The sequence below is a fragment of the Rhodococcus koreensis genome (assembly GCF_017068375.1).
GTDB lineage: Bacteria > Actinomycetota > Actinomycetes > Mycobacteriales > Mycobacteriaceae > Rhodococcus_F > Rhodococcus_F koreensis.
In genome coordinates, this window is sequence record NZ_CP070609.1 from 4,164,839 (window position 1) to 4,177,509 (window position 12,671).

At 68.5% G+C, this 12,671-nt stretch carries 12 protein-coding genes; 6 read left to right on the forward strand and 6 right to left on the reverse strand.

The features are described from left to right. Nucleotides 1-9 precede the first annotated feature (9 nt). Complete coding sequence (locus JWS14_RS19000; protein ID WP_241031409.1) at nucleotides 10-1,605, forward strand: alpha/beta fold hydrolase; 1,596 nt, start codon at nucleotides 10-12, stop codon at nucleotides 1,603-1,605. A 21-nt stretch (nucleotides 1,606-1,626) separates the two neighbouring features. Here the strand turns inward: JWS14_RS19000 and JWS14_RS19005 are convergent, their stop codons facing one another. The 6 genes from JWS14_RS19005 to JWS14_RS19030 all read right to left on the reverse strand — a co-directional run bounded on the left by JWS14_RS19005 (nucleotide 1,627) and on the right by JWS14_RS19030 (nucleotide 6,752). After that, nucleotides 1,627-2,385 (reverse strand): SDR family NAD(P)-dependent oxidoreductase, encoded by a 759-nt coding sequence (locus tag JWS14_RS19005; RefSeq protein ID WP_206014089.1) that lies wholly within the window; start codon nucleotides 2,383-2,385, stop codon nucleotides 1,627-1,629. Beyond that, nucleotides 2,382-3,155: an SDR family NAD(P)-dependent oxidoreductase gene (locus JWS14_RS19010; protein WP_206014090.1), complete on the reverse strand. Its 774-nt coding sequence runs from the start codon at nucleotides 3,153-3,155 to the stop codon at nucleotides 2,382-2,384. Before JWS14_RS19010 ends, JWS14_RS19005 begins: the two co-directional genes overlap by 4 nt. A gap of 45 nt (nucleotides 3,156-3,200) precedes the next feature. After that, a complete protein-coding gene (locus JWS14_RS19015; RefSeq protein ID WP_072942507.1) occupies nucleotides 3,201-3,989 on the reverse strand; it encodes an amino acid ABC transporter ATP-binding protein in 789 nt (262 codons plus the stop codon). Between the two features lie 52 nt (nucleotides 3,990-4,041). Continuing rightward, on the reverse strand, nucleotides 4,042-4,776 hold the full coding sequence (locus JWS14_RS19020) for an amino acid ABC transporter permease (RefSeq protein ID WP_095865378.1): 735 nt from the start codon (nucleotides 4,774-4,776) through the stop codon (nucleotides 4,042-4,044). 11 nt (nucleotides 4,777-4,787) lie between these two features. Continuing rightward, nucleotides 4,788-5,636 carry a substrate-binding periplasmic protein gene (locus JWS14_RS19025; RefSeq protein ID WP_072942510.1) on the reverse strand — a complete coding sequence of 283 codons (849 nt, stop codon included), beginning with the start codon at nucleotides 5,634-5,636 and terminating at the stop codon, nucleotides 4,788-4,790. Between the two features lie 387 nt (nucleotides 5,637-6,023). Next, entirely contained in the window at nucleotides 6,024-6,752 is a 729-nt protein-coding gene (locus JWS14_RS19030; protein ID WP_095865379.1) for a GntR family transcriptional regulator, read from the reverse strand. 268 nt (nucleotides 6,753-7,020) lie between these two features. Between JWS14_RS19030 and JWS14_RS19035 the strand changes: the two genes are divergently transcribed. Genes JWS14_RS19035 through JWS14_RS19055 form a run of 5 tightly spaced genes read left to right on the forward strand, consistent with a single transcriptional unit; the run spans nucleotide 7,021 to nucleotide 12,602 of the window. Then, nucleotides 7,021-8,286: an NAD(P)/FAD-dependent oxidoreductase gene (locus JWS14_RS19035; protein ID WP_072942512.1), complete on the forward strand. Its 1,266-nt coding sequence runs from the start codon at nucleotides 7,021-7,023 to the stop codon at nucleotides 8,284-8,286. Nucleotides 8,287-8,330: 44 nt separating this feature from the next. After that, a complete protein-coding gene (locus JWS14_RS19040) occupies nucleotides 8,331-9,038 on the forward strand; it encodes a GntR family transcriptional regulator (protein WP_072942513.1) in 708 nt (235 codons plus the stop codon). A gap of 18 nt (nucleotides 9,039-9,056) precedes the next feature. Further along, a complete protein-coding gene (locus tag JWS14_RS19045; protein WP_095865380.1) occupies nucleotides 9,057-9,959 on the forward strand; it encodes a dihydrodipicolinate synthase family protein in 903 nt (300 codons plus the stop codon). 37 nt (nucleotides 9,960-9,996) lie between these two features. Then, the gene (locus tag JWS14_RS19050) at nucleotides 9,997-11,109 is read left to right on the forward strand and encodes a proline racemase family protein (protein ID WP_095865381.1); all 1,113 of its coding nucleotides are present in this window, start codon (nucleotides 9,997-9,999) and stop codon (nucleotides 11,107-11,109) included. Further along, on the forward strand, nucleotides 11,109-12,602 hold the full coding sequence (locus JWS14_RS19055) for a gamma-aminobutyraldehyde dehydrogenase (RefSeq protein WP_206014091.1): 1,494 nt from the start codon (nucleotides 11,109-11,111) through the stop codon (nucleotides 12,600-12,602). The genes JWS14_RS19050 and JWS14_RS19055 overlap by 1 nt, the downstream gene beginning before the upstream one ends. The last annotated feature ends 69 nt before the right edge of the window (nucleotides 12,603-12,671 follow it).

Consider the following 12,671-nt stretch of genomic DNA (forward strand, 5'->3'; position numbering starts at 1 on the left):
AGCGGGAGTATGCGGGGGATCTTCGGACGAGCGGCCCTGGCCGTCGGCATCAGCGTCGTCGTCGCGGCGGGGGTCACACCGATCGCCGCCGCGCAGCCGGCGCCGAGCGACGAACTCGACTGGGGGCCCTGCCCGGCCGAATACGAACTCGATCCGGCGTCCGAGCAGTGCGGGTCGGTCACCGTGCCCCGCAACTACGCGGATCCGGCCGCCGGCACGATCGACGTCCTCGTCACCCGCCACCGCGCCGAGGATCCCGGCGCGCGGCGAGGCGTGCTGTTCACCAATCCCGGTGGGCCGGGCGGAGACGCGATCGGCTCGAACAGCATGTTCGTCGACGTGCTGCCCGACGCGGTCCGCGCACAGTGGGACGTGATCGGTGTGCAACCGCGCGGGCTCCCGTACGCCGGTGCCGTCGACTGCGCCCTGTCCCCCGAGCAGACGACGGCGATGGGCCTCGGCTTCGGCGGCGCCGCAACGCGTGCCGCGTGCGAGTCCGCGGCGCCGGGCACCACGGCGCACCTGACGACCGAGAACACCGCGCGGGACTGGGAGCAGGTCCGGGCGGCACTCGGCGAGGACGTCATCGACATCTACGGCCTGTCCTACGGCACCATCCTCGGATCCACCTACGCGACGCTGTTCCCGCAGCACACCGGCCGGATGGTCCTCGATTCCGCGGTCGACCAGAAGTGGCTGTGGAACGACGTGCTGTGGCAGCAGAACGACGGTTACAAGGAACGCTTCTACGACCTCATGGACTGGGTCGCCGCCCACGACGACACGTACGGGCTCGGCGACACCCCGCTGAAGGTCTACCAGCGGTGGTCGGACCGGATCGTCGAGGAGGCGGGCGGCAACCCGACACTCGCGCCGCCGCCCGCGCAGGTGGGTGACGTACCGCCCGGCCTGGAATCGCTCGCCGACGCCTACCGCGGCGGGGTCGATCTGACCGGGCCTGCCCGGGTCCAGTTCGAGGCCTTCATCCGGGGCATCGCAAATCCGTCGCACACCCAGACGTCGTCCAGCATCTACGTGATGACACGGCAACTGCTTCCCGCCCGGAACAACTGGCCGCTCCTGGCCCGGGTGGTCCGCGACGGACCCGGCGCGATCCCCGAGGGTGCCGGGCTGAACGACCTGACGGAGCAGGAGTACGCGCGACTGCTCCAGTCCCAGATGATGCAGACGCTCGTGCTGTGCAACGAGAACACCGTCGCGGCGCGGCCGGACCGCATCCCCGGCTGGCTGTTCTCCACGTTCGTCACCGGAGATCTCTTCGACCTCATCGGGTACGGCTACAGCTCCGGAACGTTCTGCGCCGGCGCGCCGCCCGTCGTCGCGCCGCCCGCGTTGACCAATCGGGGGCTGGCGACGGCGCCGCTCGTCCTGCAGGGACTGCGCGACCCGCAGACGCCCTATCAGGGCGGAGTTCGGCTCGCCCACGACATGGGGGCGAACCTCGTCACCGTCGGGGGTGGAGATCACGGCGCCGGGATCCAGGGCGGCAACGCCGTCGTCGACCAGGCCGTCACCGAGTACCTCGAGACCGGGCACACGAACGTCACGGAGGCACCCGAGGCGCCGATCACCGCACCGCTGTGAACCCGGTCCGCGTCCGGACCGTCAGCGAACGTAGTCGGCTCCCGTGATGTCGACGGTGGCCCCGGTCGCGTGACGGGCACGACCGGACGCGAGGAACGCGATCGTCTCGGCCACGTCCTGCGGCGGTGTGACCTCGCCGAGGGGTAGCGCGGCGGCGGCGCCGCTGGTCACCGCGTCGTCGGCGAGATCGGTGGCCACCCATCCCGGTGCCACCGCGTACGCGAGGATGTCGTCGCCGGCGAAGCCGCGGGCGACACCTCGGGTGAGCGCCAGGATCGCGCCCTTCGCGGCACCGTACGCCAGATGGTCGGCGTCGTCACCCCGATGGGAGGAGCGGCTGGCGACGGTGACCACGGCGCCGCCGCCGTGTCCGCGGAAATGCGTGATCGCGTACCGGGTCAGATCGGCGGGCGCGGTGAGGTTCAAGGCGAGGTTGCGAGTCCACCCCTCGTTCCACTCGGACTCGTCGTCGATCGGGGACGCGATCCAGGCACCGGCGTTGTTGACCAGCACGTCGATCCGCCCGCACACACGCACCGCCTCCTCCCACACGTCGCGGGTGGCGGCGGGGTCGGTGAGGTCCCCCTGGACGAGGTGCACCCGGGTGCCGCCGAGTTCCTCGGCAAGGTTCTTCGCCGCGCGCTCATTCGACGCGTAGTGCACGACGACGGTGCCACCGTCCCGGTGGATCACGCGGGCGGTGGCCGCACCGATACCCCGGGACGCACCGGTCACCAGGACAGCCTTCCCTGCGAGCGGACCTGCCGCGAGGGCGCTCACGAGACAGCCTGCGCGCCGGTGATTTCCACGGCCGCACCGCAGAGGAACGGGGCCTCGTCCGACGCGAGGAACGCGACGAGCGCGGCGACCTCCTCGGGTCGCCCGATCCTCCCGAACGGGACCTTCGCGTCGAGGTCGGCGACCGTCAGGCCCTTGCGGGCCAGGCCTGCCTCGAGCATCGGGGTGCGAATCTCTCCGGGGCACACGGCGTTGACCCGGATGTTGTGCGGGGCGTAGTCGCGGGCGAGGTTCTGGGTGAAGGAGACCACGGCGGCCTTGGAGACGTTGTAGGCGACGTGCCCCGGGGCGGGGTACAGGCCCCACTGGGACGCGGTGTTGACGATGGCGCCCCCGCCTGCCCCGATCATCGTCGGCAGGACTGCGCGGCACAGGTGGAAGAGGGCGTCGACGTTCACGGCGAACGTGGCGGACCAGTCGTCCTCGGTCAGCGACAGAAGGTCGCCGCGGCGGTTGATGCCCGCGTTGTTCGCCAGGACGTCGATCCGGCCGTGGCTCTCGACGACGTCCGCGGCGAGTGCCGCGCACGCGTCGGGGTCGGTGACGTCGAAGACCCGGGCCTCGGCGAGCAGACCCCGCCCGGCGAGCTCGTCGGCGACGGCCTTGGCGGCTGCGTCGTCGGCGTCGCACACGAGGACGCGGGCGCCCTCGCCTGCGAACCGGGCGCTGATCGCGGCACCGATGCCGCCGCCGGCGCCGGTGACGATCACGACGTGGTCTTCGAACCTACGAATGGTCTGGGTTGGGCTCATGGTCTAGCGGCTCCCGTTCGATCGGAGTGTCGGGGGGTGGTGCGGTCAGAACCGGACGGCGTCGATGAACTTGTTCAGCTCTTCGTTGTCGGACCTGGTGAACGCGAGTTCCGGCGTGGTGTTCACGGCGATCTCGCCGTCCTGGAAGAACACCAGGCGGTCGGCCGCCTTCGACGCGAAGGCCATGTCGTGGGTGACCAGTGCGATGGCGATGCCCTCCTCGGCCTTCAGGCGCCGCAGCACCTCGAGCACCTCGGCGGCCACCGGCGGGTCGAGCGCCGACGTGATCTCGTCGCACAGCAGCAGTCGCGGCTTCATCATCAACGCGCGGGCGATGGCGACGCGCTGGCGTTCACCGCCGGACAGCTGGGTGCACCGGCTCAGGATGTGCTGCTTCATCCCGACCTCCGCGAGCGCGGACTCGGCGCGGTCCCGGGCTTCGGAGCCGGACATGCCGAGCCGTTTGCGGGGCGCGAGGGTGAGGTTGTCGAGGACGTTCATGTGCGGCCAGAGGGTGTACGTCTGGAACACCATGCCGACGTGAAAGCTCTTGTCCGCCCACGCCTCGGTGCGCTGCTGGTCCTCGAAGACTCGGACGCCGTCGAAGTCGATGGTTCCCTCGTCGGGCTCGGTGAGACCGGCGAGCGCGCGCAGCATGGTGCTCTTGCCGGATCCGCTCTTGCCGATGATGACGGTGATGTCGCCGGCGTGCATGTCGAAGTCGACGTTGCGCATGATGGTGCGGCCGTGGAAGCTCTTCTGCAGGCCGCGGGCGGAGACGAGGACGCCGCCGATTTCGGTGTGGAACGGTGCGGTGGATTCGAGGGTTTTCATCGCTGGCCTCTGGTTCGGTTCGTGCGATCGGTGGGGGTGCGGTGGTCGGTCGTCATGCCGTCGCCACCCGTCGCCCGGGAATCATGCGGCTGAGGAAGCTCTGGCTGCCCGTTGCCCCGCGTGCCGAGTTCTGCTGCATGCGTCGTTCGAGATTGCTGGTGGCCAGGGAGACCGGGAACGCGACCGCGAAGTAGATCACCGCGGCGAGGGTGAAGACTTCCAGCGAACGGTACGTCTCGGACGAGATCGTGTTGGCGACGAACATCAGGTCCGCGACCGCGATCGTCGACACCAGGGCCGAATCCTTGAAGATCGAGATGTTCAGCGAGAGGATGACCGGCGTCTGCTGCCGAATCGCCTGGGGAACAATGATGTAGCGCAACTGCTGCAGTCGCGTCAGGCGCAGCATCTTGCCGGCTTCGACCTGCTCGACGGGCACTGCCTGGAATCCGCTTCGGTAGGCCTCGGCCATGAATGCGGTCAGGTTCGCCGACAGTGCGATAATCGCCGAGGTGAATCCGGAGATCGTCAGACCGGTGAGGGCGGGGAGTGCGTAGAAGATCCAGAAGAGCTGGACGAGCATCGGGGTGCACCGGAACACTTCGATGTAGGCCTGCGCCCCCCAGCGGACCAGTTCGATCTCCGACATCCGCGCGACCGCGACGGGCACGGCGAGGACCATGCTGATCGCGATGGTGACGACCGTGAGTTCGAGCGTGACGACCAGGCCCTCGAGCATCAGGGGAAACGCGTCGGCGACGATGGTCCAGTCGAATTCGTAGTTCATGGCTGCCGCCCCTACTTCTTGACCAGGTCGCCGAGATCGTCGATCTCGTGGTAGTCGACGTCGGCGTAGGCGCGGGCGAGTTGTCCGCTCTCGCGTGCACGCTCGATGGCGATGTTGATGATCTGCAGCGACCGCGTGTCGGTGTCGGCGGGGATACCGTACGCGGCCGACGCGGAGTAGATCGGCGGATTGGGCACGACGATCTTCAGGCTGGGATCGGCGAGGGTCTGGGCCTCGGCGGTCGGCAGATCGGCGAACTCCGCGATCACGCGACCTGCCTGGAGGGCGGAGAGCGCGTTGGAATAGTTGTCCACCGGCATGACGGTCAATCCTGTTTCCTGAACCGCCTTTTCAGGAGCGGAGCCCTGCGCGGTCGCGACGGCACCCCCGTCCGCCCTGATCTGTTCGGCGGTGGTGTGCGGCGAGTCGGCCTTCACCACGTACACCGCCTGGTACTCGTAGACCGGATCGGTGAACTGGATGGCCAGCGACCGTTCGACGGTGTAGTCGAGGTTGGCGGCGAAGTCGTAGCGATCGGCCTGCAGTCCCGCGACGATGTTCTTCCATTCGGCGGCCACCGGCTTCAGTTCCACCCCGAGTTGGTCCGCCAGCGCCCGCAGTGGGATGAGGTTCGGTCCCCCGAGCGTTCCGTCGGCGCCCTGGACGGTCATCGGCGCGGCGATTGCCACACCTACCCGCAGTTCCCCCCGATCCTTGATGTCGTCGATGAACGAGCCCTGCGGACCCCCGACGCCGCCGGACTCCGATCCGCTGCTCAGGCCGGCGCCGACGTAGCCGGATGCCGCGGCGACGACGCAGATACCGGCGACGCCGAGAACTCTCTTGGTGCTTTTTTGCATGACTGCCCTCTTCGTGTGCAGGGTGCAGGCGCCGTGGGGTGCGGCGGCACTGGGTCCGAATTCCGAGTTCGGTGAGGCGATTCGAGCGAAGCGCGTGTGTCTCCATGGCTCGGCTGGTGCGGAAGTCGGCGAAAGTGTGATCCACGCCGCATTTCCTCCTACGTAAGATTGTCAAACAATCAGACGGAGCGCAAGAGGTCGCGGAAGGTTTTCGAGACTTCGGTCGATCGGCGTCACCCGGACGAAACAAAACCATCGTGCGCAGAGGAGCCCACGGGCAGCTGAGCTGGGGATTGTCCGGTCGCGCCTGCGCCGGTGCGCGTCAGCCGACGGTGTGTAAATTTCGGGTTATCTCGGCGGCCGCAGCCTTCCGAAGGGGCCCGAAGCTCAGTCCGAGCCCTCGGCGGCCGCCATCAGTGCGACGAGTTCTTCGGCGCTGTCGATGGTGTGCGCGACGAAAGCCGCCCGGATCTTGTCGAGGTTGCGCGTGCGAATCGCGTCGACCAGCCGCTCGTGGACCTCGAAGGCACGCTGAGGGTCCGACCGGGTGAACTGGTCCTGCGCGAGCGCGATCGTGATGTGGGCCTCGGTGACCGGCCACAGCTTCAGCAGCAGGTAGTTCTCCGACGCCGCCCAGATGCTGCGGTGAAATCGCAGGTGGGCATCGTGCTGGACGAGCGGGTCGGGGTCGAAGGCGAGCCGCGCGTACTCGCGCCAGCTGGCCATCACCATCTCGAGGCGTCGGCCGGAGCCGTCGGCGAGGATCGCGGTCATCGCCTGCATGTCGATCGCGACGCGCGCCTCGGCGATGTCGAGGAGGGCCTTGGCGTCGAGAGACGCCACCCGCAGGCCGCGGTACGGCTCCTGCACGAGCAGCCCCTCCTGGGCCAGCTGGTTGAGGGCTTCGCGGACGGTAGGCCTGCTCACGCTCAGCGAAGATGACAGCTGGGCCTCGGTGAGCTTCTCGCCGGGCTGCAGGGCGCCGAGCACGATCGCGCGCTTGATCTCGGCGATGACGCCGTCGCGGCGGGTGGTCGAGGCGACCGGCAGCAGCGCCGAGGCACTGCTCGGTGCGACTGCCGCCGTGCCGTCGGCCGTGGCCGGTGACTTCGCCATGATCCGCCTTGTCGAGTGGGGACTTCCTTGAAACCCATTATGCATATTGCCTGACAATCCCGGACCTGGGACCCATATGGACGTAGAGAAGCCCCGTTCGATCACGGGAGGGACGCCAATTTTCCCCAGCCGTTGACAGCGGGTCGACGGAGTGCTTAGTGTTGCCCATCACAAGCGCAGATTGTCTGACAAACTGCATCTCACATTTTTCGCGACCCACCGGTTGCATCGAAGCGCCGGTCGGCGCTGTCAGGAGGCTGAAGACATCATGCGAATCGTTGTTGTCGGAGGTGGTGTCGTCGCCTTGGCGAGTGCGTACCGTCTCGCCAAGGCCGGCTGCGAGGTCGTCGTACTGGAAGCCCGGACCGCGGGGTCGGCCGCCACCCACGGGAATGCCGCGAAGATCGCGCTGGCCGAGAGCGGGCCGGTCCCGGCGCCGGGCGTCATCCTGCAGGGACTGCGGTGGATGCTCAAGCCCGACAGCCCGCTCTACGTGAAGCCTTCGGTGGCACCGGATTTCATCAAGTTCATGCTGACGATGGCGCGGCACTGTAACGCCCGGGACTTCCGTTTCGGGCTGGAGACACACCTGCGGCTGGCGTCCGACGCGAACGACCTGCTCGACGAATACACCAAGGACGGCATCGAATTCGAGATGCACAAGGCCGGTGTACTGCTGGCGTTCGAGACCCGGGAGCGCTACGAGGAGCACTGCGGATCCCTGCAGATCTTCGAGGGCTTCGGCATGCACCCGACCCACCTGGACAGCGACGGCGTCCAGGAAACCGAGCCCGCGCTCAACCACCGGATCAAGCACGGCCTCTTCTTCGCCGACGACCGCCAGCTCGAACCGGACTCCCTCACCCGTGCGCTGGTCAAGCGCTGCGAGGAACTCGGGGTGCAGATCCGGGAGAACACCAAGGTGGGCCGGTTCCTGCGCCGGGGCTCCACCGTGACCGGTGTCGTCACCGACACGGGCGAGCAGATCGACGGCGACGCGCTGCTGCTCGCGGCAGGCGTGTGGAGTGGCCCGCTGTCGAAGGAACTCGGCGCCCCGATGCCGATCCGTCCGGGCAAGGGCTACAGCGTCGACTACAGTCCGGCGCCGATCAAGCTGAACACCTCCCTGACACTCGAGGACGCCCGCGTGGCGGTCACCCCGCTCGACGGCATGATCCGGCTCGCCGGAACCATGGAGTTCGGCGGCTTCGAGGAGAGCGTGAACCAGACCCGGGTCGCCGCCATCCAGCGTGCGGCCGCCGAGAACTTCGACGGCTGGGACAACCCGCCCGGAGCGGCGGCGCCGTGGGCGGGACTGCGTCCGATGACCCCGGACGGCCTGCCGATCGTCGGCAAGTTCGGGAACCTCGACAACGCCTACATCGCCTCCGGGCACGGCATGCTGGGCCTGACCCTGGCGCCGGGTACCGCCGAGATCATCACCGAAACCATTGTCAATCATCGTGTTCCGGAGATCGCCACCTCGATTTCGCCCAACCGCTTCCTGTCCCGGCGCGCCCTGCGCCGCGCCTGATCGGCCGTCTCGGCAGGCGCCTTCCGAGAAAGAAACCTCACGCCATGACGATCGCACAACCGGCTACCGGCACCGGCGTCGTCCGCGGTCTGCAGCCGATCAGCAGCGGCACGCGCCGGGAAGAAGTGGCCGACTCGATCCGCCGGGCCCTCCTGACGGGGGAACTGCAACCCGGCCAGCGGATCAAGGAAGTCGAACTCGCCGCCGTCCTCGGCGTCAGCAGGCCCACCCTGCGCGAAGCAGTGCACGTGCTGATTCACGAGGGAACCCTGATCCAGGAGCCGTACAAGGGGATTCGGGTGGCGCAGACCAGCCCGCACGCGTTGCTCGACCTCGCCGAGGTCCGTGTCTCGCTGGAGACCACGGCGGCGCAACGGCTGGCCGCCGACCCCACCCGCGGCGGACTCGACACCCTGCGGCAGGCACTCGACGCCCACCGAACGGCGATCGCCTCCGGCGACGTGGTGGCGTCCGACCTGACGCACCTCGAGTTCCACCGCACGCTGTGGCTGGCGTCGGGCAACGAGATGCTGATCAAGATCTGGCCTCTCGTGGCGGCGCAGATCCGCATGGCCATGACGGTCGACCAGGCCACCCGTTACGACCCCGACCGCGACCTCGCCATGCACGCCCGGCTGGTCGACGTCATCGAACTGGGGGACCCCGACATCATCCGGGCCGAAGTGACCCGGCACATCCGAAGCAGCGCAGAAGAAGTCGTCTCGATCATCGGCGACTCCGACCACCCCTGACACACAAGGAGACAATTCATGAGCACGCAGTTCAGCGGAATCCTCGCCGCGGTCGTCACCCCGTTGACCGCCGACGGATCGGCCGTCGACCCCGACGGCATCAAGCGTCAGGCCGAGCACATCATCGGCGGCGGCATCAACGGCCTCGTCCCCGGCGGTAGCACCGGTGAGTTCACGACCCTGTCCACCGACGAACGCAAGCGGGCGACGGAGCTGTACATCGAGGCCGCGGCGGGCCGGGTCCCCGTCGTCGCCGGCACCGGCGCACTGAGCACCGCCGAGACCGTCGAGCTGAGCAAGCACGCCGCCGACGCCGGCGCCGCCGCGGTGATGATCGTCCCGCCGTTCTACGACACCCCGTCCTGGGACGAACTGCTGACGCACTACAGCGCGGTGTCCGACGCGGTCGACATCGACATCATGTACTACAATCTCCCCTCCGCCACCGGGGTGGACCTGGCGCCGGCGCAGTTCGCCGAACTGGCACGCAAGACCCGCGTCAACTCCTACAAGGACACCGGCGGAGACGCGGCGAAGTTCGCGTCCGTGCTGAACCACCACGCCGCGGACATCACCGCGCTGAACGGCTGGGACACCCTCTCGTTCGCCGGGCTCGCCGCAGGCGCGAAGGCGTCGGTGTGGGGGACCGCGAGCGTCATCCCGCAGCTGTGCGCGGACTTCTTCGACGCCCTCGCCGTCCGCGGCGATCTGGTTGCCGCCCGGGAACTGTGGACGAAGATCTTCCCGATCTGCGAATTCCTCGAATCACACAACTACGCTTGCGCTATCAAGACCGGCCTCGAGCTCGTCGGCCAGGACGCGGGCCCGACCCGCCGCCCGGTGCTGCCACTGGCACCGGAGTTCCGGGACGAGTTCCGCCGCCTCCTCGTCGCGGCCGGCGTCAGCGTCGTCGAGAACTAGAACCGGTCGTCGAGAACTAGAACCGAAGGACGAGACCGTGATCCCCAGGCAGACCATCAACGCCGTCGACGTCCACGCCGCCGGCGAGCCCGGACGGGTGCTCATCGGCAGCCACCTGCACGTCAAAGGCGCCACCATGGCCGACCGGCTGCAGTACTGCCGTGAGCACCTCGACGATCTGAGGTTGCTGATGCTGCACGAGCCGCGCGGCTATCCCGGACTGTGCGCCGTCCTGGTGCTGCCCCCGGTCAACCCGGACAGCGACTTCGGCATGGTGGTGCTCGAACAAGGGGGATTCCGGCCGATGTCCGGGAGCAACCTCATCTGCGCCGTCACCGCGCTCCTGGAGACCAGCACCCTGCCGGTGCAGGAGCCGGTGACGAAGCTGAAGGTCGACACCGCCGTCGGTGTCGTGCACGTGCGCGCCGACATCGCCGGCGGCAGGGTCGTGCGGGTCACCTTCGACAACGTCCCCGCGTTCGCCGTGGCCATCGACCATCCGCTCGAGTTGCCCGAATACGGCACCGTCCCGGTGGACATCGTCTTCGGCGGGCAGTTCTTCGTCCAGGCCAAGGCCGCCGACCTCGGTGTCGAACTGGTGCCCGGCGCCGCGAAGGACCTGGCCCGCGCCGGGGCCGTGCTGCGCACCGTCGCGCAACGCGATGTCGCGGTCCGGCACCCGTTCAACCCGGACATCGACCACGTCGCACTGACGATGATCCACGGCCCGTCCCCGACCCCGGGGGTCTCCGGGCGCAACACCGTCGTCCTGCCCAACGGCACCGTCGACCTCGACGACCCGACGACGTGGACCGGCGCGCTGGACCGGTCGCCGTGCGGCACCGGCACCTGCGGGCGGATGGCCGCCAAGCACGCGCGCGGCGAACTGGCGCTCGGAGAGCAGTTCGTCCACGAGAGCCTGCTCGGCACCACGTTCACCGGCACACTCACCGACATCACCGACGTCGGACCGCACCGGGCGGTGCTGCCGTCGGTCAGCGGTCGCGGCTGGATCACCGGGTTCAACCAGTACGTCCTCGACGCGGACGACCCGTTTCCGCGCGGCTACACCCTGGGCGACCTGTGGGGCCCGGAGTCCCAGGGCGACGACGCCCGGCAACTACTCGACCAACTCGATCTGGAGAATTGATGACCACCCACGAGAAGCTGCAGTTCATCGCCGGGGAACGCCGGCACGGCAGCTCCGACACGGAGCTGACGATCATCGACCCGTCCACCGGTGAGCCGATCACCACCGGCCTGGCCGCGGCCACCGGGGATGTCGACGCCGCCGTCGCGGCCGCTCGCGCCGCGTTCCCGGGCTGGTCCCGCACCACGCCCGCCGAACGCTCGGACATCATGCTGCGCTGGGCCGAGGTCCTGCGGTCCCGCAGCACGGAGCTGACCGCCCTGGAGAGCCGCAACGGCGGCAAGGCGATCAAGCTGGCCGACGGTTTCGACATCCCCGGGGTCATCGACAACGTCACGTTCTTCGCCACCACCGCCCGCAATCTGGAGGGCAAGGCGAGCGGGGAGTACTCCGGCGATCACACCTCGTCGATCCGGCGCGAGCCGATCGGCGTCGTCGGGTCGATCTCGCCGTGGAACTACCCGCTGCAGATGGCCGCCTGGAAGATCCTGCCCGCGGTCGCCGCAGGCAACACCATCGTCCTCAAGCCCTCCGAGCTCACCCCGCTGACGTCGCTGCTCTTCGCCGAGACCGCGAAGGAAGCCGGCGTGCCGGACGGCGTCGTCAACATCCTCACCGGAGCCGGACGGATTGCCGGACAGGCTCTGATCGAGCATCCCGATGTGGACATGGTCTCGTTCACCGGGTCGACGCCGGTCGGCAAGCAGGTCGCCGCGGCCGCGGCCGGCAGCGTCAAACGGGTCCATCTGGAACTCGGCGGCAAGGCACCGTTCGTGGTGTTCGACGACGCCGACATCGAGGCGGCCGCCCGCGGCGCCGTCGCCGGTTCGCTGATCAACGCGGGCCAGGACTGCACCGCCGCCACCCGCGCCTACGTCCAGCGTCCGCTCTACGAGAACTTCGTCCAGCGGGTCGCCGAACTGATGGACGAGGTGAAGGTCGGCCCCGCCGACGACACCGACACCGACATGGGTTCGCTGATCTCCTTGAAGCAGCGCGACCAGGTCGCGGCGATGGTCGACCGGGCCCGCGACTCCGGCGCGAAAGTGGTTCGCGGCGGCCGTATCCCGAAACACACCCCGACCGCGGGCGCGTACTACGAGCCGACGCTGATCGTCGACGCGACGCAGGACTCCGAGATCGTCCAGCAGGAGATCTTCGGCCCCGTCCTGGTCGTACTGCCGTTCGACACCGACGACGAGGCCATCACCCTCGCCAACGACACCCCCTACGGCCTCGCCGCATCCGCCTGGACGCAGAACGTGTACCGGGCGCAGCGGGCCACCCGGGAAATCCAGGCCGGGTGCGTGTGGGTCAACGACCACATCCCGATCATCAGCGAGATGCCGCACGGCGGCTACAAGGCCTCCGGATTCGGCAAGGATATGTCCACCTACTCGTTCGACGAGTACACCAACGTCAAGCACGTCATGTCCGACATCACCGGAGAGGCACACAAGGGCTGGCACGACCTCATCTTCGGCAGACACTGACCCCGAACACTTTTCAGCAACCCACCGGGGCGGGGTCGATCTCTTCTGCCGAGGAGGTCGACCCCCGGA

Bases quoted from the DNA above. Each gene is read 5' to 3' on its own strand.
- JWS14_RS19020 (WP_095865378.1), bottom strand. From the start codon at position 4,776: ATGAACTACGAATTCGACTGGACCATCGTCGCCGACGCGTTTCCCCTG.
- JWS14_RS19040 (WP_072942513.1), top strand. From the start codon at position 8,331: ATGACGATCGCACAACCGGCTACCGGCACCGGCGTCGTCCGCGGTCTG.
- JWS14_RS19045 (WP_095865380.1), top strand. From the start codon at position 9,057: ATGAGCACGCAGTTCAGCGGAATCCTCGCCGCGGTCGTCACCCCGTTG.
- JWS14_RS19000 (WP_241031409.1), top strand. From the start codon at position 10: ATGCGGGGGATCTTCGGACGAGCGGCCCTGGCCGTCGGCATCAGCGTC.
- JWS14_RS19035 (WP_072942512.1), top strand. From the start codon at position 7,021: ATGCGAATCGTTGTTGTCGGAGGTGGTGTCGTCGCCTTGGCGAGTGCG.
- JWS14_RS19015 (WP_072942507.1), bottom strand. From the start codon at position 3,989: ATGAAAACCCTCGAATCCACCGCACCGTTCCACACCGAAATCGGCGGC.
- JWS14_RS19010 (WP_206014090.1), bottom strand. From the start codon at position 3,155: ATGAGCCCAACCCAGACCATTCGTAGGTTCGAAGACCACGTCGTGATC.
- JWS14_RS19030 (WP_095865379.1), bottom strand. From the start codon at position 6,752: ATGGCGAAGTCACCGGCCACGGCCGACGGCACGGCGGCAGTCGCACCG.
- JWS14_RS19055 (WP_206014091.1), top strand. From the start codon at position 11,109: ATGACCACCCACGAGAAGCTGCAGTTCATCGCCGGGGAACGCCGGCAC.
- JWS14_RS19025 (WP_072942510.1), bottom strand. From the start codon at position 5,636: ATGCAAAAAAGCACCAAGAGAGTTCTCGGCGTCGCCGGTATCTGCGTC.